Raw genomic sequence first — 22662 nt, forward strand, 5'->3', positions numbered from 1 at the left:
CCCCGGAGCCGGCGGGCTCCGGGGAGCCGCGGATCGACCGTCGAAGGAGGAGTGCCCCATGGCGGAGGTTGGTACCCAGGCCCCCGGGTTCACCCTGAAGGCGACGGGGCCCGAGCAGGTGAGCCTCAGCGATTACCGGGGGAAGAACGTGGTCCTCCTCTTCTTTCCCTTTGCCTTCAGCCCCGTCTGCACCGAGGAGCTCTGCGGGGTGCGGGATGGGCTGAGCCAGTTCCAGGAACTGGACGCCCAGGTGCTGGCCATCAGCGTGGACAGCCCCTACACCCTGAAGGCCTTTGCGGAGGCGGAGCAGCTCACCTTCCCCCTCTTGTCCGACTTCAACAAGGAGGTCGCCCCCGCCTACGGGGCCTACTACGAGGAGCTGGCCGGGCTGAAGGGGGTAGCCAAGCGGGCCGCTTTCGTCATCGACCGGGAGGGGGTCATCCGCTACAAGTGGGTCTCTGACGTGCCCACCAACCTCCCCGACCTGGAGGCGATCCAGGCCACCCTCCGGGTGTTGGCCTGAGCCGTCCGCTGGTGCCGTCCCCTTCCCTTGATGGCGGAGATTGAGTAGAATAACGAGGGTCCCCGGTCCTTCTGGGGACCCTTTCGAGGCGGCGTAGCCAAGCGGTTAAGGCAGCGGCCCTGCAAGGCCGTGATCCCGTGGTTCGACTCCCGGCGCCGCCTCTTTTCTTTTTGGGTCCCTCCTTCTTTATTGGATCTCCCTCCTTTTCCGGATTGGGTCCGATGGCTGGCTTCTGAAACCTTCTGCTTTGGCGAGGTCCGTTGACACCGGCCTTTCGCAGGTCTACCATGACATTGAAAATCAGTCGCTAGGCCCGGCGGGAGAAGGTGTCAGAAGATGCGTAATCGTAACGACTCCCGGTTGCGTGAGGAGGCGGGCCGCCCCAGGCCCTGGGCTCGGCTCCGGTGGGCTCGGTGGGGACGCCGGGAGGGTGGGGGCGCCTGCGGGGGGACGTCCTGCGGCTGCCCCGGGGCGGTGGGGGCCCGGCAGGCCCCGGCCGGCGCGCGCCGGGTCGCCCTGGTGGGAAGCCCCAACGTGGGAAAGAGCGCCCTCTTCAACCACCTGACCGGGGCGTACGCGACCGTCTCCAACTACCCCGGCACCACCGTGGAGGTGACCCGGGGGGAGGGAGTCGTGGAGGGCGAGACGGTGGAGGTCATCGACACGCCCGGCTTCTACTCCTTCTTGCCCGTCACCGAAGAGGAGCGGGTGACCCGCCGGCTCCTGGTGGAGGAGCGGCCCGACCTGATCCTCCACGTGGTGGAGGCCGCCGCCCTGGACCGGATGCTGCCCCTCACCTTCCAGCTGCTGGAGGCGGGCTTCCCGGTCATCTTGGTGCTCAACATGATGGACGAGTGCGAGCGTCTGGGCCTTTCTGTGGATGTGGACGCCCTGTCAGCCCGTTTGGGGATCCCGGTGGTCGCCACCGTGGCCGCCACCGGCCAGGGCGTCGACCAATTGAAGCAGGAGGTGGCCCACGGTGGGCGCTCGCTCCTTGAGTCTGCCATTTGAACTCCGCTACACCCAGCCTCTGGAAGAGGCTGTCGAGGAGGTGGCCCAGGCCCTCGACGGCGGGTACGGCCTCGCGCCCCGGAGCATCGCGCTCTTGCTCCTGCAGGGGGATGAGGCGACGGTCCAGCGGGTCGGGGCCCGCCAGCCGGAGGTGGTCCGACGGTCCCGGGAACTCGCCCAGGCTCTGGAGGCGGAGCTGGGCCAGCCGGTGGCCCTGGCGGTGGCGGCGGAACGCTACCGCTGGTCCCAGCGCGTGGCCGCGGCGGTGGTCCAGGAGCGGGCGGCCCGGGACGACACCTTGGGCGAGCGGCTGGGCCGCTGGGCCATGCACCCTTGGGTGGGGCTCCTCATGGTGGCGGGGGTGCTCTATGCCCTCTACCAGTTCGTCGGCCTCTTCGCCGCCGGCACGGTGGTGGACTGGCTGGAGGAGACCCTCTTTGAGAACTGGCTGACGCCTCGGGTCAACGCCGCGGTGGCCGAGCTCATCCCCTGGCCCTGGCTGCAGGAGCTCTTCGCCTTCGACTACGGCCTCATCACCCTGGGGCTGCGGTACGCCGTCGCCATCGTCCTGCCCATCGTGGGGGCCTTCTTCCTGTTCTTCTCCATTCTGGAGGATTCGGGCTACCTCCCCCGCCTTGCCCTCCTCCTGGACCGGCTCTGCAAGCGGCTGGGCCTGTCGGGGCGGGCGGTCATCCCCATGGTGCTTGGAGTGGGATGCGGCACCATGGCCACGGTGGTCACCCGCACCCTCGAGACCCGGCGGGAGCGGGTGATCGCCACCTTCCTCCTGGCCCTGGGGATCCCCTGCTCAGCCCAGCTGGGGGTGACCATGGCCCTCCTGGCTCAGCTCCCCTGGGGGCTCGTCCTCTGGGGTGGGGTGGTGGCCCTGGTCTTCCTCACCGCCGGGTTCCTCGCGGCCCGGCTCATGCCGGGGGAGCCGCCCCTCTTCTTCAGCCACATTCCCCCCATGCGCTGGCCCCGTGGGAAGAACGTGCTGGTGAAGACCGCCGCCCGGATGCAGTGGTACTTCCTGGAGGTCCTGCCCATCTTCCTCCTGGCCAGCGTCCTCATCTGGCTGGGGCGCCTGACGGGCCTCTTCGAGCTGCTGACGGGCGCGTTGGAGCCGGTGCTGGCTGCCATGGGGCTCCCGGCTGAGGCGGCCGTCATCTTCCTCTACGGCTTCTTCCGGCGGGATTACGGCGCCGCCGGCCTCTACGACCTGGCCGACGCCGGGCTTTTGGCCCCGGCCCAGCTGGTGGTGGCCGCGGTCACCCTGACCCTCTTCCTCCCCTGCATCGCCCAATTCGGGGTGATGTGGAAAGAGCGGGGGCCGCGGGTGGCTCTCACCATCACGGGGGTGGTCCTCCTCGTCGCCTTCGGCACCGGCTGGAGTCTCCACCACGCCATCACCTGGGTAGGGGGCGTGTTCTGATCCAACCGACGACGCAGGAGCCGATCCGCTGCGCCCTCTGTGGGGCCGCTTTCCATCCGGACGACGGGTCGCCCGTCTGCCGGGCCTGTCCCCTGGGCGGGTTGATCCCCCGGTGCGGCCTGGTGCGGTGCCCCAATTGCGGGTTCGAGCAGCCCGCGCCCCCACAGCCTCAGCGGGAGCGGGCTGGGTGGACGGGAAAAGGCGGTGACAGGGTGGTGGACGGTCGGCAAAAGACCCGGATCACTCTGAGCCGGCTGGCGGAAGGGGAGCGGGCTCAGGTGGTCCAGGTGACGGCGCGGGAAGGCGCGCTGGCCAAGCTGCTGGCTATGGGCATCCTGCCGGGGGTGGAGCTCTCCCTGGTGCAGGCCCAGCCCTTGCCCGTGGTCCGGATGGGGTCCACCACGGTGGCCCTCGATCGGGAGCTGGCCCAGCTGGTGGAGGTGGCCCCGCTCGGCCCCGGTTCCCGCCCGGGCCGGGGCGGCCGCCGGCGGTGCCGGTGGTGGAGGCGGGGCTAGGCTCCGTCAGGTGAGCTCCAAGCGGTAGCGGAAGGTGGCCAGCGGTTCCCCGGGTGCGAGGGAGACCGTCGCCTGCCCCAGTTTCCGGAAACCGTGCTTCTCGTAGAAGGCTTGGGCGGGGCCGTTGGCCGCCTCCACCGTCAGCTCGACGGCCCTCACCCGATGGCGGGCCCGCAGAAGCTCCAGGCCCTGGTGGAAGAGGCGGTCGCCCAGGCCCGCCCGCTGGTAGGTGGGCAGGATGTAGATCCGGGAGAGCTCGGCCATCGCCGGGCCCACCAGCCTCATCTGGAGGAAGCCGCACGGCGCGCCCGCCTCCTCGGCCACCAAAAAGACCTGGTCCCCCTGGCCCAGCGCGGCCTCGATGGCCTCGGGGCTGTACCAGCGCTCCAGAATGGTCGCCTGGGTCTTGGGCGCCATGAGGCCCCGGTAGGTTTCGGTCCAGGTGGCCCAGGCGATGGCCCGGATCGCCTCCACATCGGTGAAGGTGGCGGGACGGATCTGGCAGCGGGCCGCCTCCGCGGGGGTGATGGGCGCCAGGCGTCGGCCCAAGATCCGGTAGGTGGGGCCGGGCATGAAGCGGAAGCGGGGGGCCAGCACCTGCCAGCCCCGCCGGCGGTAGAGGTGCATGGCCCGGCTTTCCGCCTCCAAGGTGGAGAGGACGGCCCGGCGGTGGCGCCGGCTGGCCAGGGCGAGGAGCTGGTCGTGGAGCTGGGCGCCCAGACCCCGCCCCTGGGCGTGCGGGGCAACGGCCAGCTCCGCCAACTCGAAGGGACGGTCCAGCCAGGTCTGGGCCGTCTCCCCGGGCAGGCCGGCCCGCACCCGATCGTACCACCACCCGCCCGGTTCCCCCGTGTACCCGTAGGCGAATCCGACCACCTGGCCGCCCTCCTCGGCCACCAGGCCGAGGAAGGTGGGGCCGTCCGCGTGGCGGAGGAGGATGTCGGCAAAGGCCGCGGGGTCCACCCCCCGGTAGGGCGGCTGGGAGAAAGCCTCAGTGTACACCTGGAGCAGGAAGGGGAGGAGGCCTTCCATCAGTTCCTGCCGGGCAAAGGTTCGAAGGGGCACCCGCGCCACCTCCAGGGCGACCTCCAGAGCGCAAGAGTAGGGCCATTCTTTCGACGGAACCCTCCCCGTCCCTTCCGGAAAGGAGCGGCAGGAGGGCTTACTGCGGGCAGGGAAGGAGAGGCGGGACAAGCTGAGGGGAGGCGGAGACGGGTGAGGCTCTTTCTCGTGGGGCTGGCCGGGGGCATGGGCCTGATGCTCCTGGTCCACCTGGTCCAGCGGGCGGGCGGCTGGGTGGTGGTGGGGCCCGGCGAACGGGCGGGCGGGCGCGTGGGGTGGACCAACCTGGCGATCCTGGTGGCGGTCAGCGCCTTGGAGGAATGGCTCTTCCGGGGCTGGCTCTTCGACCTCCTCCTGCCCCGGGTGGGCGCGACGGGCACCCTGGTGGTCACCTCGGCGGTCTTCGGGCTGCTGCACCTGGGCAACCGGGTCCGCCCCCTCACAATCTTCAACGCCGCCTTGGCCGGGGCCGCCTTCGGGGCCGCCCGACTCCTGACGGGGGGCCTCGGGCTGGCCGTCGGCCTCCATGTGGGTTGGAATGTGATGCAGTGGCCCGTGCTAGGCTATCCCCTCTACGGGCTGGAGCGGCGGAGCCTCTTCCACTTTCCCACCCTGATCACCTGCCAGCCCCGAGGGCCCCGGCTCCTCTCCGGGGGCGCCGATGGGCCCGAAGGCAGCCTGCTGGACACGGCGGCCTTCGGCCTGCTCCTGCTTTTCCTGGCGCGGCTCGCGGGGTAGCTCCGGGCCGGGCGCGCCCCCGGGCCCGCCCTAGCCCCCAACCCCGCTCAGAACCCGCTCGTAGGCGTCCAGGTACCCTTCCACCATCCGGTCCACGGTGAAGTGCCGCTCCACCCGGCGGCGGCACGCGGCCCGCTCCAGGCTCGCCACCTGGTCGACGGCGGCGCAGGCTTCGTCCAGGGTGGAGACCACGAAGCCCGTCTCTCCGTGGGCGACCACCTCCCGCACGGACCCCCGGTCCAGGCCGATGACCGGCGTGCCGCACGCCTGGGCCTCGGCCAGGGTGAGGCCGAAGGGTTCCGGCTCCCGCACCAGGTGGAGGAGGGCCAGCGCGCCCCCCATGAGCCGGTCCCGGGCCGCTGGATCGGCCTCGCCGACGAAGCGGATCTGCTCGCCGTCGATCTTGGGCCGGATCTCCCGCTCAAAGTATGCCTGCTGATCGGGCGGGATGTGGGCCGCCATCACCAGCGGCCGGCCCGTCCGGCGGGCCACCTCGATGGCCAGGTCCGGCCCCTTGGCCGGGTGCATCCGGGCCAGAAAGAGGAGGTACGCCCCCGGCCGGTCCTGGAAGGTGAACTGGTCCAGCTGGATGCCGTTGGGGACGGTGGCCACGTAGTTGAGCTCCGGCACCGCCTCCCGTTCGGCCTGGCTGATGGCCACATAGGGCCTTTGGGCGAAGCGCAAGAAGGCCCGCCGGGCGGCCGGCTCCAGCATGGCCGCCCCGTGGAGGGTGGTCACCACCGGTGTCTCCACCAGCTCCGCGAAGAGGAGCGGCGGCCAGTTGAGGTGGTTGTGGATCAGGTCGAACCGGCCCGCGTGCCGGAAGGCATGGACGATGTGGAGGGCCTGTTCCAGATCGGGATCCTCCACGGGCGCCTCGCCTAGAGGGCGGGGCACCACCCACTCGAGCCGGGCCTGGGTCACCGAGTCACCGGTGGCGAAGAGGGTCACGTCGTGGCCCCGGGCCACCAGGCCCTCGGCCAAATGGGAGGCCACCTGCTCCCAGGGTCCGTACCGGCGGGGCGGCGTCCGCCAGGTCACTGGCGCGAGGAGCGCGATGCGCATCAACCATCACCTCAAAGGTACCATACCACGGGTGCAGGGACGGCGCCTGTCCAAGACCGCCCTACGAGAGGGCCGTGGCAACCTCCCAGGGGAGGAAGGCGACGGGCTCCTCCTGGGGGTGGAGGCGGCCGAAGCCCAGGAGCTGGAGGAACCGGAGGCGGCCCACGGGGCCTTCGGGGGCCATCCGGTCCCAGAACCAGGAGTCCTGCCGGAAGGTGGGGTGCCGCTGGGCCAGCTCGTCCAAGGGAAGGCGGCCGCCTGTCCGGGCCACCTCCTGCAAGACCGCCTGTTCCGCCTCGCCTAGGCTGGCCAGAGTCTCAGGGAGCCGCTGGACCACCGTCTCGGCCAGCAGGCGGACCACCTCCGCCCGGCGCTCGGGCGGGCGGTCGGTGCGGTAGGCCTTCCAGACGGCCCGGAGGTTGTCGGCGGTCAGGACCCGGAGGCACTCCCGCACTGGGGGCGCGGGGAGGTCGTGGGCCCGGACGATGGCCCGCTCCAGCCGCTCCCGGCGGCGGTCCTGGTAGAATCGGAGGAACTGGAGGAGCTCAAACTCTTCCCGCCGCCGGTCCAGCTCCCGCCGGGTTCGCTGGACCTCGGCCGCATCGGGGGCCAGGCGGGCCGCCTCCTCCCAAGCCGCCAGGGCGCCGGTGTGGTCGCCCGCCCGGCTGCGGGCTTCGGCCCGGACCAGGTGGAAGAGGACGTGGAGACGGGGCGGGAGGGCCTGGGGATCCAGCCGGTCCAAGAGCCCCTCGGCCTCCGCCAGCTCCCCCCGTTCCACCAGCACCCCCGCCAGGTTGAGCTGCACCGCAGGGTGGTCATCGAGACGGGCCGCCTCTTCCAAGAGCCTCTGGGCGTCGGCCAGGCGGCCCACGGAGCGGTAGAGGTTGGAGAGGTTGATCCGGGCGGCCACCGCCTGGGGGACGAGGGCCAGAATCCGCTGGTACCGCGCTTCCGCCTCGGGTAGCCGGCCGCCGTGGGCCAGGCGGTCCGCCTCGTCCAGGAGCTCAGCGGCCAGGAGCCGGCGCTGGAGGTGGACGAGCCCCTCCACCCGCCCTTGGGCGAGGAGGGCCAGGTCGGTGGCGAAGGGCTCGTACGCTGCCGCCGGGTGACGCTGCAGGGCCCTTTCGAAGGGGCTCGCCGCCCCGCCCGCCCGGCGGCTGGCCAGGGTGAAGGCGAGGAGGGTCTCGGGACCCAGCTCCCCAGCCAGGGGCTCCAGGACGGCGGCCAGCTGGCGGAGCCCCCGGTCATCGTCCAGGAGGGCCAGCGCGCTCGCCAGTTGCTCGGCCGCCTCGGGGGCGGGAGGCTCCTGGAGGGCCAGGCTCAGGGCGCGGGTGGCTTCGGCCTGGGCCTCCTCCTCCCGCCCAGCGCGGGCCAGAAGGGTGGCCAGCAGGGCCCGGGGGAAGAGGTAGGTGGGATCGGCCTGGAGGACGGCGCGCAGCTCGGCTTCCGCCTCGTCCAGGCGGTTTTGCAGGCCCAGGCAGGCAGCCAGATTCACCCGGACGGGATGGGCCTCGGGATCGAGGGTGAGGGCCTCCCGGAGCAGGCGCTCCGCCTCCTCCGGCTCCCCCCGATCCATGGCTTCCCGGGCGGCCAGGTCCAGCTCCTCGACGCTCACGGGTCTCCCTCCCGTCACCCTTTTCCATAAGAGGCAGCATTCCCCTCTCGGGAGGGTCCCGCCCGCCGGGGCACGAACTCCTCCTCAACGACCGGGGGAGGCGGTGCCATTCGGGGCCCGGCGGGGCCCGATCAGAGGAGGGCCAAGGGTGCTCCAACCGATGGCAGGGCCGGCCCGCCTGCGGGAGCTGCTGGCGGCGGGCCGGCTCCTGGTCGCTCCCGGCGTCTATGACGGCCTCTCGGCCCGGATCGCCGAGCAGGCCGGCTTTGAGGTGCTCTACGTCTCAGGCGGGGCGGTGGCCCGCAGCATGGGCCTTCCCGACGTGGGGCTGGTCTCCCTGACCGAGACGGCCAAACGGGTCGAGGAGATCCGGGCGGTCACCTCTGGGCCGCTGGTGGTCGATGCCGATACAGGGTACGGGAACGAGCTGAACGTCATCCGGACCGTCCGGACCCTGGAGCGGGCCGGGGCCGCCGCCATCCACCTGGAGGACCAGGTGACGCCCAAGAAGTGCGGCCACTACCAGGGCCACCAGCTGATCGAGGCGGAGGCTATGGTCCGGAAGATCCGGGCGGCCCTCGACGCCCGGCAAGACCCCAACCTCCTGATCATCGCCCGGACCGACGCCCGCTCGGCCGTGGGGTTGGAGGAGGCCATCCGGCGGGGCCGGCTCTACTTCGAGGCGGGGGCCGAGATAATCTTCATCGAGGCGCCCCGCTCCGAGGCGGAGCTGGAGCGGATCGGGCAGGAACTGGCGGGGATCCCGCTCTTGGTCAACATGTTCCACGGGGGCAAGACCCCCCTGGTTCCCAAAGCCCGGCTGGAGGCGTTGGGGTACCGGTTGATGATCGTCCCCTCGGACCTGCAGCGGGCGGCCATCTGGGGGATGCAGCGGGCGGCCCGCCTCTTGCGGGAACGGGGGGAGACGACCCCCCTCGTGGGGGAGATGGCCGGCTTCACCGAGCGGGACCAGATCGTGGGGTTGCCTGAGGTGGAGGCCCTCGAGCGGCGGTACCTGGAGGGGACGGATCGTCGGTAGGGGTGACGCAGATGAACCGAAGGGACGGGCTGAGGGGACGGGGCGGCCCATGGGTGGTGGCGGGGCTGGCCGTCTGGCTGCTGGCGGCCGGCGTGGCCGGGGGGGTCGCCTCGGGGCAAGCCGCGCCCGTTCCTCCCGATGCCGGGCCCCCGCCCGCCGAAGCTCTGGGCGCCGGCGCCTCGCCCGAACTGGAGCGGGTGGGCTGGGGGGAACGCCTCTGGCCCGGGGTGCGGCTGGAGCGGACCCTGACCGTCCATGACCCCCGGCTGGACGACGACACCCCCTTCCACGCCTACTGGTTCGAGGCGGACCAAGGCCAGGTGATCATCCTGGAGATGCGCTCGGACCAGGTGGACCCGTACCTTTGGCTTTTCGGTCCCGACGCCCAATTTTTGGCCCGGGACGATGACTCGGGCCCCGGCCCCTACGACGCCCGCATCCGCCTCACCGCGCCGGCCAGCGGCCGCTACCAGGTGCTGGCCAACACCGCTTTGAGCTGGCAGCGGGGCACCTACCAGCTGGCCTTCACCCTGGAAGAGGCCTGGAGCGGGAGCGAGCCGGGCTGGCGTGGGGAGGAGGGGCGCCAGCCGACCCCCAGCCTGCCCCGCCCACCCGCCCGGGGCCCTGGCGAGGGGCCCAGCGCCCGGGGCCTGGTGGCCGCCCCCAGCGCCAATCCGAGGGGCGCGGCGACGCCGCCCACCCAAGGGGCGCTCCAGCCGGGGCTCCGCCGGTCGGGCCGGGTGGGGGCGACGGAGCTGATCCACTTCTGGCTGGTGGAGCTGCCTGAAGGGCAGGACCGCTTCGAGGTGGGCCTCTTCAACGCCACGGGGCCCCTGGACTTGGTGGCCACCCCCGAGGACCCCGTGGAGCCGGGGGTGGGGGACTTCCCCTTCAAGGCCATGACCGGCCGGGAGAACGAGCGGCTGGAGGTGGTCCTGGAGGCCGGTGGCCCCCGGCGGTGGCTGGTGGGGGTGGTCAACTGGGAGCCCGTCTCCATCGGGTACGAGATCGAGGTGGCCTTCGACCGGCCCCTCCCGCCCTACCCCGAGTACAAGCCGCCTCTGCCCCAAGTGATCGCCGCCTTGAACCCCCTGGAGCGGGCCATCCGGGCGACGGTCCAGATCTCCACCCCCGAAGGGAGCGCCTCAGGCACCCTCCTCACCCCCGACGGCTTCATCCTGACCAACTACCACGTGGTGGGGGAGTGCCGCTACACCGGCGAGCTCTTCGGCTGCGAGGGGGACCTGCTCCGGGACGAGCGGGGGGAGCCGGTGGAGCTGGTGGTGGGGCTGGCCCACGAGGCCCGGGGGGCGGCCACCCAGTACTTCGTGGCCGAGGTGGTCCGCACCCTGCCCGAGTACGATCTGGCGCTCCTCCAGATCACCCATGACCTGAACGGCCTGCCTGTGCGGGGGCCCATCTTCCCCTGGATCCCCGTCGATCTCTCGCCCGACGGGGTCCGCCTGGGGGATGAGGTGATGGTGCTGGGCTATCCCGCCATCGCCCAGACCGCCGGCCGGATCCCCTTGAGCCTCACCCGGGGGATCCTCTCGGGGTTCACCCTAGAGGGCGGCCGGCGGGTCCTCCTTCAGACGGACGCGGCCATCGAGGCGGGCCACTCGGGCGGCGCCCTCATCCGCCTGCCCGAGGCCCGCTTGGTGGGCGTCCCGTCCGACACCCGCATCGACTGGGAGACTTTCGAGAAGCAGAACTACGCCCGTCCCGTCTCCCTCATCCCTGAGGAGTGGCGGCAGCTCCTGAGGGCCCACGGCGCCACCTTCTTTGGATGGAACCCGGAAGGCTCCGAGGCTTCCGACCCGCCGGCCGATGCTCCCGCCGGGTCACCGGCTCGTCCCTAGGCCGTCCGGGGGCATGGCCCGCCCCCGCCCCGCATAAGATCGGGGCGCGGAAGGGGGCGGGTCCGTGGTCAACTGGCTCTGGGCGGCGATGATCCTCTCGGGGTTTGCCATGGGCCTGGTCCGGGGGGCTGGGACCTCCCTCACCCAGAGCTTCTTCTCCCAAGCCGCGGCGGGCTTCCAGACAGGCCTGCAGGTGCTCATCTACATCATGCTCTGGTTCGGCCTCAGCCGCATCGCCGAGCGGGCGGGGGTGCTGGAGCTTCTGGCCCGCTGCATCCAGCCTTTGGTGCGGCCCCTTTTCCCAACGGTGCCCAAGGGCCACCCGGCCTTCAGCGCCATGGCCCTCAACCTGGCGGCCAACTTCCTCGGCCTGGCCAACGCGGCCACCCCCTTCGGGCTGAAGACCATGCAGGAGCTGAGCCGCCTCAATCCCCGTCCCGGCGAGGCGAGCCAGGCCATGATCACCTTCCTCGCCCTTAACAGCGCGGCCATCGGTCTGGTGCCGTCAACGGCCATCGCCCTGCGGGCCGCGGCGGGCGCCGCCAACCCCGGTGATATTGTGGTCCCCTCCATTGTGGCCACCGCCATCCCCCTGGGCGTGGTCCTGGCGGTCGACTGGGTGATCCGCCAGGTGGACCCCCGCCGGCCGAGCCTGCCGCCCCCGAGGGGAGGCCGCCTATGGCGGGCTGGGTGATCCCTGTTCTGGTGAGCACCATTCTGCTGGTGGGTCTGGCCCGGCGGGTGGACCTACTGGACGCCTTCGTTGACGGGGCCCTGGAAGGGGCCCAGATGGGCCTGCGCATCCTGCCCTTCATCATGGCCATCTACGTGGGGGTGGGGCTCTTTCAGGCGGGCGGCGTGATGGATCTGGTGGCCGAGACCCTGGCGCCCCTGGCCCAGCTCCTGCGCCTGCCCGTCGAGCTCTTCCCCCTGATGCTCATCCGGCCCTTCTCCGGCGGGGCGGCCATGGGGCTGGTGGCCGATATCTTGCGGGAGCACGGCCCCGACTCCCTGGTGGGCCGGACCGCCTCCATCATGGAGGGGAGCTCCGAGACCACCTTTTACGTCCTCACCGTCTACCTGGGGGCGGCGGGGGTGAAGCGCTCCCGGTACGCCCTGCCCTTATGCCTGCTCGGGGATCTGGTGGGCTTTGTCGCCGCCGGTTGGGCGGGCCGGACCTTCTTCTGACGGAGCCCGCCGGCCCGAACCGGCCAGGAGCCCCGCCGCTCCCACCACCAGCAGGACCCCCAGGATCCGATCGGCCTGAAGAGGTTCGCCCAAGAAGAGCACGCCCAGGGTGGAGGCCGCCACTGGCTCGATGGTGGCCAGCAGGCTGGCGGTGGGGGCGGGCAGGGCGGAGAGTCCCCAGGTGTAGAGGAGGTAGGCGCCCAGGGTGGGGACGAGCCCCAGCAGGACCAGGAGCCCCCAGACCTCCCGGTGGTGGGCCAGAGCTTGCCAGGGGGGTGCCGCCACCGCCAGGGCCAGAGCCCCGAAGGCGAAGGCGTAGAAGACTGCGGTCTCCGGCGGGTAGCGCCGCAGGGCTCGCTTGCCGAAGATGCTGTACAGCCCGTAGGTGAGGCCTGAACCCAAGCCGAGGGCCACCGCCCGGGCCGAGAGGCTCTCCCCGCCAAGGAGGGCCTGCCCCGCGCCGGTCACCAAGAAGACGCCCACGAGGGCGAGGCCCAAGGCCGTCAGCTCCCCCACGCCCGGACGGGCGCCCCCCAAGAGCCAGGTGAGGAGCACCACCCAGGCGGGCGCGGTGTAGAGGAGGGCGGCGGCCACCGAGACGGGGGCGGCCTCGATGGCGGCAAAGTACAAGACGTAGAAGAGGCCGATGCTGATCAGCCCGTAGGCGGCGAAGAAGGGTAGGTCCCGCCAGCGGATCCGCAGGCGGCCCGCCCGGGGGAGCATCCAGAGGGCCAGGCCCAGGAAAGCGACGGCCGCCCGGACGCTCACCACCTCCACCGGCGAGAGGCCCGCCTGGTAGAGGCGCTTGCCGAAGAGGCCAAGGGTGCCCCAGAGGGTGGCGGCGGCCAAGACGGGCAGCGCGCCCCGGAAGAAGGCCGATGACGGAAGACGGTACCCGGTCATGGCGTCCCTCTCCGACCGTACGGTGGAGCCATTCTAGCACGGCCCGGCCCGGGCGTCCAGGTTCCTCCACCCCTCCTCAGCCTCGCCTGTCCCCCAGGCGCCCGGCAGGGTCCCGCGCGGCGGCGGAGAACTCTTCTTTGCACGAGGAGATGGATAATTCGGCCATTTCGGAGGTGGGTGGGCTGTGCCGGATCTTTCCCAGTGCCTGGCCCAGTACACGGCCGGGCTCACCTTCGACCAGATCCCCCAGGAGGTGATTGCCCAGGCCAAGCTGCGGGTCCTGGACAGCCTGGGGTGTGCGGTGGCCGCCTTCGACGCCGACACCAGCCAGGTGGCTCGGCGGGTGGCCCGGGAGTTGGGCGGCAACCCCCAGGCCGAGGTGGTGGGGGAGGGCTTCCGTACCGCCGCGGACCTGGCCGCCTTCGCCAACGGGGCGATGATTCGGTACCTGGACGCCAACGACACCTACCTCTCCAAGGAGGCGTGCCACCCCAGCGACAACCTGGCCGCGGTCCTGGCCGCCGCCCAGGCCGAAGGGAAGGGGGGCCGGGAGCTTCTGGAGGGTCTGGTGGTGAGTTACGAGATCCTGGCCCGGCTGGCCGACGCCGCCTGCATCCGGGATCGGGGCTGGGACCACGTCACGTACGGCGCCATCTCTGCGGCGGCGGGGGCGGCCCGGGTGCTGGGCCTGGACGCCGCCACCACCCGGGAAGCCCTGGCCCTGGCGGCCACGCCCAACATCGCGCTCCGCCAGACCCGGGTGGGTCAGCTCTCCATGTGGAAGGGAGCCGCCTTTGCCAACGCGGCCCGGAACGGCCTCTTCGCCGCGTACCTGGCCCGGGCGGGGATGACGGGGCCGGAGGAGGTCTTCGACGGTTTCCGGGGGTTCATCCGGCAGGTCTCAGGGCCCCTGGAGCTACCCCCCTTCGGCGGGGAGGGCGGCCGCTTCAAGCTCCTCGATACGGACATCAAGCACTTCCCGGCCGAGTACCACTCCCAGGCGGCCATCGAGGCGGCCCTGACCGTCCGGGAGCAGATGGCCGCCGATGGGCTTGAAGCGGGGGCCGTGGAGCGGGTCGTCATCCGCACCTTCAAGGTGGCGGTGGAGATCATCGGGGGCGAGCCCGAGAAGTGGCACCCCACCACCCGGGAGACGGCGGACCACTCCATGCCCTACCTGGTCGCCGCGGCGCTGGTCGATGGCGACATCACCCCGGCCACCTTCACTCCCGAACGGGTGCGGGATCCCGAGCTGCACGCCCTCATCCAACGGATCGAGGTGGTGGAGGCCCCCGAGTTCACCGCCCGCTACCCGGACTGGATTCCCACGGAGGTGGCGGTGACCGCCGCCGGCCGGACCTACACCGAGCGGGTCGAGGCGCCTCTGGGCCACCACCACAACCCCATGGACCAGGACGCCGTGGAGGCCAAGTTCCTGAGCCTCACGGGGCCTTCCCTCCCGGAGGAGCGGGCCAGGGCCTTCTTCCGGGCGGTGGAGCGCCTGGAGGCTCTGAACAATCTCGAGGAGCTGCTGGCGCCGTTGCGGCTTGGGGTGTGAGGAGGCGACTGGCGGTTCCCGGGCTTAGATCCCCAAGTATGCCGCCCGTACCCGCTCGTCGCCCAAGAGCTCCGGGCCCGAGCCCTCCAGGGTGATGCGCCCGTTCTCCAAGACGTAGGCCCGGTCCGCCACGGCCAGGGCCTGGGTGACGTTCTGCTCCACCAAGAGGACCGTCACCCCTTGGGCGCGGATCTCCTCCACGATCCGGAAGACCTCCTTCACCAGCAAGGGCGCGAGGCCCAAGGAGGGCTCATCCAGCATGAGGAGCCGGGGCTGGCTCATGAGGGCCCGCCCGATGGCCAGCATCTGCTGCTCGCCCCCCGAGAGGGACCCGGCCAGCTGGTGGCGGCGTTCTTTCAAGCGGGGAAAGGCCTGATAGACCCGGGCCAGGCTCTCCGCTCGGGAGCGGCGGGCCCGGGGCAGGTAGGAGCCTGTGAGGAGGTTCTCCTCCACGGTCATGTCGGGAAAGAGCTGGCGGCCCTCGGGGATGAGGGCCAGGCCCAGGTCCGTCACCCGGTGGGCGGGCAGGTGGTGGATGGGCTTCCCTTCGAAAAGAACCTGGCCCCGCCGGGGGTGGAGGAGCCCGCTCAAGACCCGGAGGGTGGTGGTCTTGCCGGCGCCGTTGGCCCCCACTAAGGTGACCAGCTCGCCCGCCTCCACCCGGAAGGAGACCTCCCAGAGGACCTGGACGGGGCCATAGAAGGCGTCGATCTCGCGAACCTCCAGCATGGCTGCTGCCTCCTTGGTGGTGCGCCGGTGGGCTTGGAGCGCCGCTTGGGAGCCGCCGGGCCCGGCCTCCTGGCCTCGGGCCTCACGTGCCCAGGTACGCTTCGATCACCGCCGGATCCCGGGCGACCTCCGCCGGCGCTCCTTCCGCGATCTTCACCCCGTGGTGGAGGACCACGATCCGGTCGGAGATCCCCATGATGACCTGCATGATGTGCTCCACCATGAGGATGGTGATGCCCTGGTCCCGGATGCGTCGGATCAGCTCGACCGTCTGGGCCGCTTCCGCCGGGTTGAGGCCGGCCACCACCTCGTCCAGGAGCAGCAGGCGGGGCTGGGTGGCCAGGGCCCGGGCGATCTCCAGGCGTTTCCGACCGGCCAGGGTCAGGTCGGAGGCGAGGGAATCCCGCCGGTCGGCCAGCTCCACCTGTTCCAGCACCTCCAGGGCCCAGCGGAGGGCCCCGGCCCGGTCGGGGTGGCGGAGGTAGGCCCCCACCAGGACGTTCTCCAGCACGGTGAGCTGGGGGAAGGGCTTGACAATCTGGAAGGTCCGCCCCACCCCCCGGCGAGCCAGCTCATAGGGCGGGAGCCCCGTCACCTCCTCCCCCAGGAAGGTGAGGCTGCCGGCGGAGGGCCGGACGAAGCCGCTCAGGGCGTTGAAGAAGGTGGTCTTGCCCGCGCCGTTGGGGCCGATGAGGCCTACGATCTCCCCTGCCTCCATGGTCAGGTCCACATCCTTGAGCGCGGTGAGCCCCCCGAAGCGGACCGTTACCTTAGCGGCGTGCAGGAGCGCCAACGCCCAGCCACCTCCTCTGCCGGCGCAGGAGGGTGCGGGCCGTCCCCATAACGCCGGTGGGGGCGAAGCGGATGATGAGGATCATCAGAAGGCCGTAGACCAAGAGGTTGGCCTCGCCCAGGGTGATCCGCAGCCAGTCGCCCGCCCCCTCCAGGAGGACCGCTCCGAGGAGGGGCCCGTAGAGGGTGCCCGTCCCGCCGATGATGGCCATGAGGGCCAGCTCAATGGAGAGCTCCATCTCCAACACCCCGTACGGCTCGAAGAAGGAGAGAAAGATGGCGTAGAGCACGCCGCCCGCCGCCGTCAGCCCGCCGCTGATGGCGAAGGCGGCCAGCTTGTATCGGGTGGGGTTGATCCCCATGGCCATGGCCGCGTCCTCATCCTCCCGGATGGCCTGCAGGGCGTAGCCGAAGCGGCTCCAGCTGAGCCACCAGACGATGAGGAGGGCGATGGCCAGAAGCCCCAGGGCCAGGTAGAACTCCACCCAACGGTCGAAGAGGTCCAGTCCCAGGAAGGGGGGCATGTCGTAAATGAACAGGCCCTGCGCGCCCCCCGTCACCTGGCGCCAGTTGACGGCGACCAGCCGGAGGATCTCCGCCACCGCGATGGTGGAGAGGGTGAAGTAGGGGCCCCGCAGGCGAAAGGTGATCCAGCCCCAGATCAAGGCTATCCCCACCGCGGTGGCCAAGGCCACCAGGAAGCCCCCCCAGGGGGCGAGCCCCGTGTTGAGAAGCAGGAGGGTCATCACGTACGCCCCCAACCCGATGAAGGCTGCGTGGCCCAACGAGAGCTGGCCCGCCCACCCACCCACGATGTCCCAGGCCAGGGCCAGGGCGCCGAAGAGGACGATGCTGATCCCCAGGTTCAGGTGCCGGGGGAAGGCAGCCGGGTAGAGCCCGATGAGAAGCAGGATGACGCCGATGCTGAGCAGGCTGCGAAGGCGCGACTCCATGCCGTCCCTCCTTCACTGGGCATGACGCGGCATTATGCCTGGGAGCGCCCGAAGAGGCCGGCCGGGCGGAGGAGGAGCACGAGCAGGAAGGCGATGAGGCCGAAGGCGTCCCGGTACCCGCTGGAGAGGTAGGTGGCGCCCAGCGACTCGGCGACGCCCAGGAGGAGCCCCCCGCCGATGGCCCCGAGCACGTTGCCCATCCCGCCGAGAACCGTCACCACGAAAGCCTTCCGGGTGAAGACGGAGCCCACCGTGGGGATCACGTAAAGGACGGGCAGGAGCAGGACCCCCGCCAGGGACGCGAGGGCCACGCCGATGGCGAAGACCGCATTCCGCACCCGCTGGGTGTCGATCCCCTGCAGTTCGGCGGCCGCTGGATTCTGGGCGGTGGCCCGGATGGCCCGTCCCAGCTCGGTCCGGTTGAGCATCCCGTAGAGCGCCGCGATGACCACCACCGTGATGGCAAAGGAGAGGGTGAGGGGCAGGCTGAAGCTGACGCCCGCCAGCTGGAACGTGGCGGTGGAGTAGCTCGTGTAGATGCTCTGGGGATGGGCGCCGAATCCCAGGAGCAGGCCGTTGCTGATCACCAGGCCGATGCCCACCGTCATGAGGATGTAGCCCTTCTCCGGCCCGCTGGCCATGGGCCCTACCAGCACGCGGTTGGTCACCCAGCCCAAGGCGCCCCCGGCCAGCACCACGATGGGGATGGCCAAGAACGGGTCGAGCCCCGTCGCCCGGAAGAGCCAGAGGGTGAGGTACATGCCGAGGGCCAGGAACTCCCCGTGGGCGAAGTTGATCACCCGCATGACACCAAAGACCAGGCTGAGGCCGATGCCCACCATGGCGTAGATGCCGCCGGTCAGCAGGCCGTTGACCAGGGATTGGACCAGACTAATGACGCCCTCCACCACCAACCCAACCTCTCTCCGCATTTCCAGGACCGGTGGCGGGCCGCCCCCCACCGGCAACGTCAAGGCGGCGGGCGGCGCCTGCGGCGCCGCCCGCGCCCGGCGCTCCGACCCCCAGGGGCCGGACTGGCTACCGCTGGTCCCACGCCGGTGTGGGGAAGCGCGCGGCACCGGCTGCGATCTCAAAGGGGTAGACGGTGACGAAGCGGCCGTCCTGCACCTGCTCCACCACCATCTCGAGGGGGTTTTGGTTCATGAACCCGTCGTAGTCTGCGAAGGTGACGGGCCCCGCGGCCGTCATGAGGTTGGTCGCCTTCAGGGCTTCCCGGACGGCGTCGGGGGCCAGGGACGCGGCCCGGTTGAGCGCGTCGGCGGCGACGATGAGAGCCATGTAGGCTTCAGCCGCGTGGTAGGAGGGCTCCTCGCCGCCCAGGGCCTCCACCAGTTTCCGGTAGAGCTCCTGAGCGCCCGGGTAGGCGACCGAGGGCGTCCAGGAGGTGGCGCTGAAGACGAACTCGGCGGCATCGCCCGCGCCCTGGATGAAGGTGTCGAGGGCGAAGCCCGCCGCGCCCCCGGCGAACATCTTGGGCGTCAGGTTGACCTCCTTCGCCTGCCGCATGATGGCCACCGAGTCTTCCTCGTAGGAGACCATGAAGACGATGTCGGGCTGCAGGGCCCGGAACCGGTTGAGGATGGGCCGGAAGTCCGTCAGGCCCCGATCGTAGACATCCCGCCCCACCACCCGGTAGCCCCGCTCCCGGGCGATCCGCTCGGCAGCGTCGGCCACCGAGGTCTCGAAGGCGCCGCTGCCGTGGAGGATGGCGATGGTCTCCATGCCGCCCAGATGGTCAGCCAGGTTGAGCAGGGAGACAGCATAGGAGGTAGCGTTGGTCTTGGCCCGGAAGACCCAAGGCGACCCGGGCCGGTTGATCTCGTCCGCGGCCGAGCCGGAGACGATGAGGGGGATGCGCTGCCGGGTCGCGTAGGCGGCCAAGGGCTTGCTGATGCTGCTGGAGTAGGTACCCAGGATCATGGGCACGCCGGCGTTGATCAGCCGTTCGGCCGCGGCCAAGGCCGCATTCTGGTTGGAGGTATCATCCTCGATGATCAAGCGGAGGGGCTGGCCTTTGACACCGCCGGCGGCGTTGATCTCGTCCAAGGCCACCTGGTAGCCAGCCATCTGCATCCTCCCGAAGGTGGCGAACCGCCCCGTCTGGGACGTGATGATACCCACCCCGATCCCCTCTTGGGCCGAGCTGGCGGGCGCCAGCAGGCCCAAGCCGAGGACCAGCAGGGTTGCCAACAGGCGGACCAAGCCGATCAACCTCCTGCACGGAGCCCCCAGGGCTCTGAGGATGAGAAGCCCAAGCTGGGGACGATCTTCGCTCAAATTCTAAAAAACTCCTGCTTCCAGAATTGTGAGTGGAGCGCGGCGGAAAGGCAAAGCCCAGTTGATGGCCGTTTTCCTGTCTGGTGCAGCCAGCCCGGCAGGAACGGAGCCGGACGCGGGGAATCGGTGTTCGGGGTCCCCCTCGGGGGACCTCATCCACGGGGGGTGACGAGATGGCCCGCGCCGCGGCGACCTTGCCCCTGCACGGCGGCCGGTGCCCCCGCTGGCTCTTCGAGCGGATGAAGCGGTTGGGGGCGGCCATCGTGGAGGTGATGGTCCACGAGTTCGGCGCCGAGGAGGTCCTCCGGCGCCTGGCCGATCCCTACTGGTTTCAGGCCTTGGGGTGCGTTCTCGGCTTCGACTGGCACTCCTCAGGGGTGACCACCACCGTCTGCGGGGCCCTGAAGGAGGGCCTCCGGCCGCTCCAGCGGGAGCTGGGGCTGTATGTGGCCGGCGGCAAAGGAGGCGCCTCCCGCAAGACGCCTCAGGAGATCGAAAGCTACGTGGAGCAGGACGGGCTGACGGTGGACGGGCCCCAGCTGGTGCGGGCCAGCCGCCTGGCGGCCAAGGTGGACAACACCGCCCTCCAGGACGGCTTCCAGCTCTACCACCACGTCTTCTTCTTCACCGCCAGCGGCGCCTGGGCGGTGGTCCAGCAGGGGATGGAACCCGCGGGCCGGTGGGCCCGCCGCTACCACTGGCTCTCCGAAGAGGTGGAGCGCTTCACTGAAGAGCCCCATGCGGCCGTCTGCTGCGACCGGACGGTCCGGCCCGTCAACCTGGTGGCAGCCGAAAGCGCCGCCTGCCGGGAGACCACCACCGCCCTGGTTCAGGAGCCGCCGGAGCGGGTGGTGCGGGAGCTGCGCCGCATCGTGGAGACGGGCCGCCACCTTCAGCTGCCCATGGCCCACCAGGTGCCCCGGGCCGCCTACCTGGAGCGGGCCCTGTTGGAGCTGTACCAGGCCCCGCCCGAAAGCTTCGAAGAGCTCTTGGGCCGGCCGGGGGTGGGGCCCAAGACCCTCCGGGCCCTGGCCTTGGTGGCCGAGGTCACCTACGGGGCCGCCCCCAGCTACCGGGATCCGGTGCGGTACACCTTCGCCCACGGCGGCAAAGACGGGACGCCCCGGCCGGTGGACCGGGAGCTGTACGACGAGACCATCACGGTGATGGAGCAGGTTCTGGCAGAGGCTCGGGTGGACCGGAGCGAGCGGCTCCACGCCCTGCGCCGGCTGGCCCGGTACTCGGCCCAGCTCAAGCCCCGGTGAGGGCCGCCCCGGTGGGTTCAAAAGGCGCGCTAGAAGATGAGGGTGAGCAAGAAGCCGATGGCGCCGATGCAGGCCACGATGAGCCCATAGGAGAGGAACTGCCGCTTCTGCCGGCGGCTGACGCTGGGGCCGGCTCGCAGGCCGAAGTAGGTCATCCCCACTCCCAGCAGCGTGAGCAGAAGGAACCAGCCCACGGTCTCAGCCCCTTTCGGGATGCTTGGCTGCGCGCCGCGTGACGCCCCGGGGCGCCTGGCGCATGAAGGTCTTCCCTCAAAAGTATTCTACCATGCGCCCAGCGCGAAAGAAGGCGGGAGGGCGGCAATGGGCTGTCCAAGCGGCTTGCCGCGCCTGTGAGCCCTTCGGGGTTGGATCTCCGGAGTCGGATCGGATCCGTCGGGTTCCGTCAGGTCCGGAAGAGGGGCGAGCGCTGGACGATGGCCGCCGCCGGCCGGTACATCAGGTTGAGGTACTCGGCCAGCATCCGGTCGCTGGTGAACCGCCCATCGGCCAAGCGGATGCTCTCCCGCATCATCTGCCGCCAGCGGGTCGGGTTCTCGTAGAAGGTGGGGATCACCTCGTCGACCAGAACCTCGATCAGGCTCACCAGGTCCTGCTCATCTTGCCCCGGGCCCTCGTACCCGCTGCCGATCTGCCACCCATTCACCCCGTGCCGGACCCCTTCCGGCCACCACCCGTCCAAGACGCTCACGTTGAGGACGCCGTTCAAGGCCGCCTTCATCCCCGACGTGCCCGAGGCCTCCAGGGGGCGCTGGGGCGTGTTCAGCCAGACGTCGCACCCCCGGGTGAGGAGGGCGCCCAGGTCCATGTCGTAATCGGGCAGGAAGGCGACCGCCTGGGGGAAGCGCCGGCTCATCCGCCACAGGTGCTGGACCAGCTGCTTGCCCGCGTGATCCTCAGGGTGAGCCTTGCCCGCGAAGACCAGCTGGATGGTCTGGTCTTCCAGGAGGGGTTCGATCACATCGGGCCGCTGGAAGATGAGGGTGGGCCGCTTGTAGGGGACGGCCCGGCGAGAGAAGCCGATGAGGAGCCGCTCGGGGTTGAAGGTCTGGCCCGTCCGGCGGCGGATCTCGTCGATCAGCTCCCGCTTGGCCTGCATGTGGGGGGCCCACAGATCCTGCCCAGCCTCGTAGGCCCGCCGGATCCGGGGATCCTGCCAGGTCCGGACGTGGACGCCGTTGGTGATGGAGAGGATGGGGGCCGTCCCCTCCACGTCCTCCCACATCTTCCGGGCCGTCGCCCCGTGCATCTTGGAGACACCGTTGGCGAAGCTGGAGAGCCGCAGGCCGGCCACCGTCATGTTGAAGGGGTCCCCGCCCAGGGCCACCATCTCGTGCCAGGCCAGGCTGTTGAAGGCGCCCATCTCCTGGAGGAGGTGGAGGGGGTGGGACTCGTTCCCCGCCATGACAGGGGTGTGGGTGGTGAAGATCACCTCGTCCCGGGTCGCCTCCCAGGCGGCCTGGAAAGAGAGCCCCCGCTGCCGCTTCTCCCGGATGAGCTCCGTCCCCGCCAGGACCGCATGCCCCTCGTTGAAGTGGTAGAGCTGAACCTCCTCGCCCAGGGCCCGCAGGGCCCGCACGCCCCCGATGCCGAGGACGATCTCCTGGGCGATCCGGGCCGGACCGTGGCCGTTGTAGAGCCGGCCGGTGATCCAGCCGTGGGGCTCGTCGGGCGCACCCGCATCCAGGAGGTAGAGGGGGGCGTTCTCGAAGGCCTCGGTCTTCCACACCTTCAGGGGGACCGTCTCCCCCCGGATCGCCACCTCCACCCGCACCCCGGTGTCGGTGCAGAAGTCGGGGGTGTAGTGGGGGAAGTCATCGTGGGGCCAGCCGTGCTCATCCAGCCGTTGGCGGGTGTACCCTTGGCGCCAGAGGATCCCGATGCCCACCAGAGGCAGGTCCAGATCCCGGGCGGTCTTGAGGATATCCCCCGCCAGGACCCCCAGGCCCCCCGAGTAGATGGGGAAACGGGAGCTCAAACCGTACTCCATGCAGAAAAAGGCGACGCGCGGTTGGTCTCGGCGGCCCACGACCACCTCTCCCTTCCGCCCCGTAGGGTGACTCCCACCTGGCGGGGCCTCCCGCGGGAATGGCTGGAAT

The 22662-nt window shown here is 70.8% G+C and carries 22 protein-coding genes and 1 tRNA gene; 12 read left to right on the forward strand and 11 right to left on the reverse strand.

Annotation, left to right across the window (positions count from 1 at the left end):
* The first annotated feature begins 58 nt into the window (after positions 1-58).
* The 5 genes from FWJ67_RS06030 to FWJ67_RS06050 all read left to right on the forward strand — a co-directional run bounded on the left by FWJ67_RS06030 (position 59) and on the right by FWJ67_RS06050 (position 3481).
* Positions 59-523: a peroxiredoxin gene (locus FWJ67_RS06030; protein WP_304171888.1), complete on the forward strand. Its 465-nt coding sequence runs from the start codon at positions 59-61 to the stop codon at positions 521-523.
* Between the two features lie 87 nt (positions 524-610).
* A tRNA-Cys gene (locus tag FWJ67_RS06035) sits at positions 611-684 on the forward strand.
* Positions 685-859: 175 nt separating this feature from the next.
* The gene (locus FWJ67_RS06040) at positions 860-1534 is read left to right on the forward strand and encodes a FeoB small GTPase domain-containing protein (protein ID WP_304171886.1); all 675 of its coding nucleotides are present in this window, start codon (positions 860-862) and stop codon (positions 1532-1534) included.
* Positions 1503-2966, forward strand: coding sequence for a ferrous iron transporter B (locus FWJ67_RS06045; protein ID WP_304171884.1), 1464 nt, complete (start codon positions 1503-1505; stop codon positions 2964-2966). Before FWJ67_RS06040 ends, FWJ67_RS06045 begins: the two co-directional genes overlap by 32 nt.
* Before the next feature lie 215 nt (positions 2967-3181).
* Complete coding sequence (locus FWJ67_RS06050; RefSeq protein WP_304171882.1) at positions 3182-3481, forward strand: FeoA family protein; 300 nt, start codon at positions 3182-3184, stop codon at positions 3479-3481.
* Between the two features lie 6 nt (positions 3482-3487).
* Here FWJ67_RS06050 and FWJ67_RS06055 read toward each other — a convergent pair whose 3' ends face one another.
* Complete coding sequence (locus tag FWJ67_RS06055; RefSeq protein ID WP_414482217.1) at positions 3488-4546, reverse strand: GNAT family N-acetyltransferase; 1059 nt, start codon at positions 4544-4546, stop codon at positions 3488-3490.
* Between the two features lie 150 nt (positions 4547-4696).
* On the opposite strand from FWJ67_RS06055, the gene FWJ67_RS06060 reads away from it, so the two are divergent.
* Complete coding sequence (locus tag FWJ67_RS06060; RefSeq protein ID WP_304171878.1) at positions 4697-5281, forward strand: CPBP family intramembrane glutamic endopeptidase; 585 nt, start codon at positions 4697-4699, stop codon at positions 5279-5281.
* Between the two features lie 30 nt (positions 5282-5311).
* On the opposite strand, the gene FWJ67_RS06065 is transcribed toward FWJ67_RS06060, so the two are convergent.
* Positions 5312-6346, reverse strand: a complete 1035-nt coding sequence (locus FWJ67_RS06065; protein WP_304171876.1) for a glycosyltransferase family 4 protein — start codon at positions 6344-6346, stop codon at positions 5312-5314.
* 61 nt (positions 6347-6407) lie between these two features.
* The gene (locus tag FWJ67_RS06070; RefSeq protein WP_304171874.1) at positions 6408-7961 is read right to left on the reverse strand and encodes a tetratricopeptide repeat protein; all 1554 of its coding nucleotides are present in this window, start codon (positions 7959-7961) and stop codon (positions 6408-6410) included.
* Between the two features lie 148 nt (positions 7962-8109).
* Here FWJ67_RS06070 and FWJ67_RS06075 point away from each other — a divergent pair, with 148 nt between their 5' ends.
* From FWJ67_RS06075 to FWJ67_RS06090, 4 genes are all read left to right on the forward strand, one after another.
* A complete protein-coding gene (locus tag FWJ67_RS06075; protein ID WP_304171872.1) occupies positions 8110-9000 on the forward strand; it encodes an isocitrate lyase/PEP mutase family protein in 891 nt (296 codons plus the stop codon).
* Positions 9001-9011: 11 nt separating this feature from the next.
* Positions 9012-10859: a trypsin-like peptidase domain-containing protein gene (locus tag FWJ67_RS06080; RefSeq protein WP_304171870.1), complete on the forward strand. Its 1848-nt coding sequence runs from the start codon at positions 9012-9014 to the stop codon at positions 10857-10859.
* A gap of 64 nt (positions 10860-10923) precedes the next feature.
* Positions 10924-11553, forward strand: a complete 630-nt coding sequence (locus tag FWJ67_RS06085) for a nucleoside recognition domain-containing protein (RefSeq protein ID WP_304171868.1) — start codon at positions 10924-10926, stop codon at positions 11551-11553.
* Positions 11538-12047, forward strand: a complete 510-nt coding sequence (locus FWJ67_RS06090; RefSeq protein ID WP_304171866.1) for a spore maturation protein — start codon at positions 11538-11540, stop codon at positions 12045-12047. Before FWJ67_RS06085 ends, FWJ67_RS06090 begins: the two co-directional genes overlap by 16 nt.
* On the opposite strand, the gene FWJ67_RS06095 is transcribed toward FWJ67_RS06090, so the two are convergent.
* Positions 11982-12950: a DMT family transporter gene (locus FWJ67_RS06095; RefSeq protein ID WP_304171864.1), complete on the reverse strand. Its 969-nt coding sequence runs from the start codon at positions 12948-12950 to the stop codon at positions 11982-11984. The genes FWJ67_RS06090 and FWJ67_RS06095 overlap by 66 nt on opposite strands.
* Before the next feature lie 184 nt (positions 12951-13134).
* Here FWJ67_RS06095 and FWJ67_RS06100 point away from each other — a divergent pair, with 184 nt between their 5' ends.
* A complete protein-coding gene (locus tag FWJ67_RS06100; RefSeq protein WP_304171862.1) occupies positions 13135-14508 on the forward strand; it encodes an MmgE/PrpD family protein in 1374 nt (457 codons plus the stop codon).
* A 24-nt stretch (positions 14509-14532) separates the two neighbouring features.
* Here the strand turns inward: FWJ67_RS06100 and FWJ67_RS06105 are convergent, their stop codons facing one another.
* From FWJ67_RS06105 to FWJ67_RS06125, 5 genes are all read right to left on the reverse strand, one after another.
* Complete coding sequence (locus FWJ67_RS06105) at positions 14533-15237, reverse strand: ABC transporter ATP-binding protein (RefSeq protein ID WP_304171860.1); 705 nt, start codon at positions 15235-15237, stop codon at positions 14533-14535.
* 82 nt (positions 15238-15319) lie between these two features.
* Positions 15320-16030, reverse strand: coding sequence for an ABC transporter ATP-binding protein (locus FWJ67_RS06110; protein WP_414482636.1), 711 nt, complete (start codon positions 16028-16030; stop codon positions 15320-15322).
* Positions 16008-16982 (reverse strand): branched-chain amino acid ABC transporter permease, encoded by a 975-nt coding sequence (locus tag FWJ67_RS06115; protein WP_304171856.1) that lies wholly within the window; start codon positions 16980-16982, stop codon positions 16008-16010. Before FWJ67_RS06115 ends, FWJ67_RS06110 begins: the two co-directional genes overlap by 23 nt.
* Positions 16983-17014: 32 nt before the next feature.
* Positions 17015-17893 (reverse strand): branched-chain amino acid ABC transporter permease, encoded by an 879-nt coding sequence (locus tag FWJ67_RS06120; protein WP_304171854.1) that lies wholly within the window; start codon positions 17891-17893, stop codon positions 17015-17017.
* 127 nt (positions 17894-18020) lie between these two features.
* Positions 18021-19205 (reverse strand): ABC transporter substrate-binding protein, encoded by a 1185-nt coding sequence (locus FWJ67_RS06125; protein WP_304171852.1) that lies wholly within the window; start codon positions 19203-19205, stop codon positions 18021-18023.
* Between the two features lie 248 nt (positions 19206-19453).
* Between FWJ67_RS06125 and FWJ67_RS06130 the strand changes: the two genes are divergently transcribed.
* Positions 19454-20545 (forward strand): DUF763 domain-containing protein, encoded by a 1092-nt coding sequence (locus FWJ67_RS06130; protein ID WP_304171850.1) that lies wholly within the window; start codon positions 19454-19456, stop codon positions 20543-20545.
* A gap of 29 nt (positions 20546-20574) precedes the next feature.
* Here the strand turns inward: FWJ67_RS06130 and FWJ67_RS06135 are convergent, their stop codons facing one another.
* Together FWJ67_RS06135 and glgP are read right to left on the reverse strand one after the other, a co-directional pair.
* A complete protein-coding gene (locus FWJ67_RS06135; RefSeq protein WP_304171848.1) occupies positions 20575-20739 on the reverse strand; it encodes a hypothetical protein in 165 nt (54 codons plus the stop codon).
* Between the two features lie 209 nt (positions 20740-20948).
* A complete protein-coding gene (gene glgP / locus FWJ67_RS06140; protein WP_304171846.1) occupies positions 20949-22592 on the reverse strand; it encodes an alpha-glucan family phosphorylase in 1644 nt (547 codons plus the stop codon).
* Between the last annotated feature and the right edge of the window lie 70 nt (positions 22593-22662).

Origin of the sequence: Limnochorda sp. (genome assembly GCF_047459355.1) — a bacterium.
In the GTDB taxonomy this organism is placed as follows: domain Bacteria; phylum Bacillota; class Limnochordia; order Limnochordales; family Limnochordaceae; genus Limnochorda.

Excerpts from the sequence above, each read along its gene's own strand:
- FWJ67_RS06115 (WP_304171856.1), bottom strand. The coding sequence starts at position 16,982 with ATGGAGTCGCGCCTTCGCAGCCTGCTCAGCATCGGCGTCATCCTGCTT.
- FWJ67_RS06105 (WP_304171860.1), bottom strand. The coding sequence starts at position 15,237 with ATGCTGGAGGTTCGCGAGATCGACGCCTTCTATGGCCCCGTCCAGGTC.
- FWJ67_RS06080 (WP_304171870.1), top strand. The coding sequence starts at position 9,012 with ATGAACCGAAGGGACGGGCTGAGGGGACGGGGCGGCCCATGGGTGGTG.
- FWJ67_RS06090 (WP_304171866.1), top strand. The coding sequence starts at position 11,538 with ATGGCGGGCTGGGTGATCCCTGTTCTGGTGAGCACCATTCTGCTGGTG.
- FWJ67_RS06065 (WP_304171876.1), bottom strand. The coding sequence starts at position 6,346 with ATGCGCATCGCGCTCCTCGCGCCAGTGACCTGGCGGACGCCGCCCCGC.
- FWJ67_RS06040 (WP_304171886.1), top strand. The coding sequence starts at position 860 with ATGCGTAATCGTAACGACTCCCGGTTGCGTGAGGAGGCGGGCCGCCCC.
- FWJ67_RS06130 (WP_304171850.1), top strand. The coding sequence starts at position 19,454 with ATGGCCCGCGCCGCGGCGACCTTGCCCCTGCACGGCGGCCGGTGCCCC.
- FWJ67_RS06095 (WP_304171864.1), bottom strand. The coding sequence starts at position 12,950 with ATGACCGGGTACCGTCTTCCGTCATCGGCCTTCTTCCGGGGCGCGCTG.
- FWJ67_RS06030 (WP_304171888.1), top strand. The coding sequence starts at position 59 with ATGGCGGAGGTTGGTACCCAGGCCCCCGGGTTCACCCTGAAGGCGACG.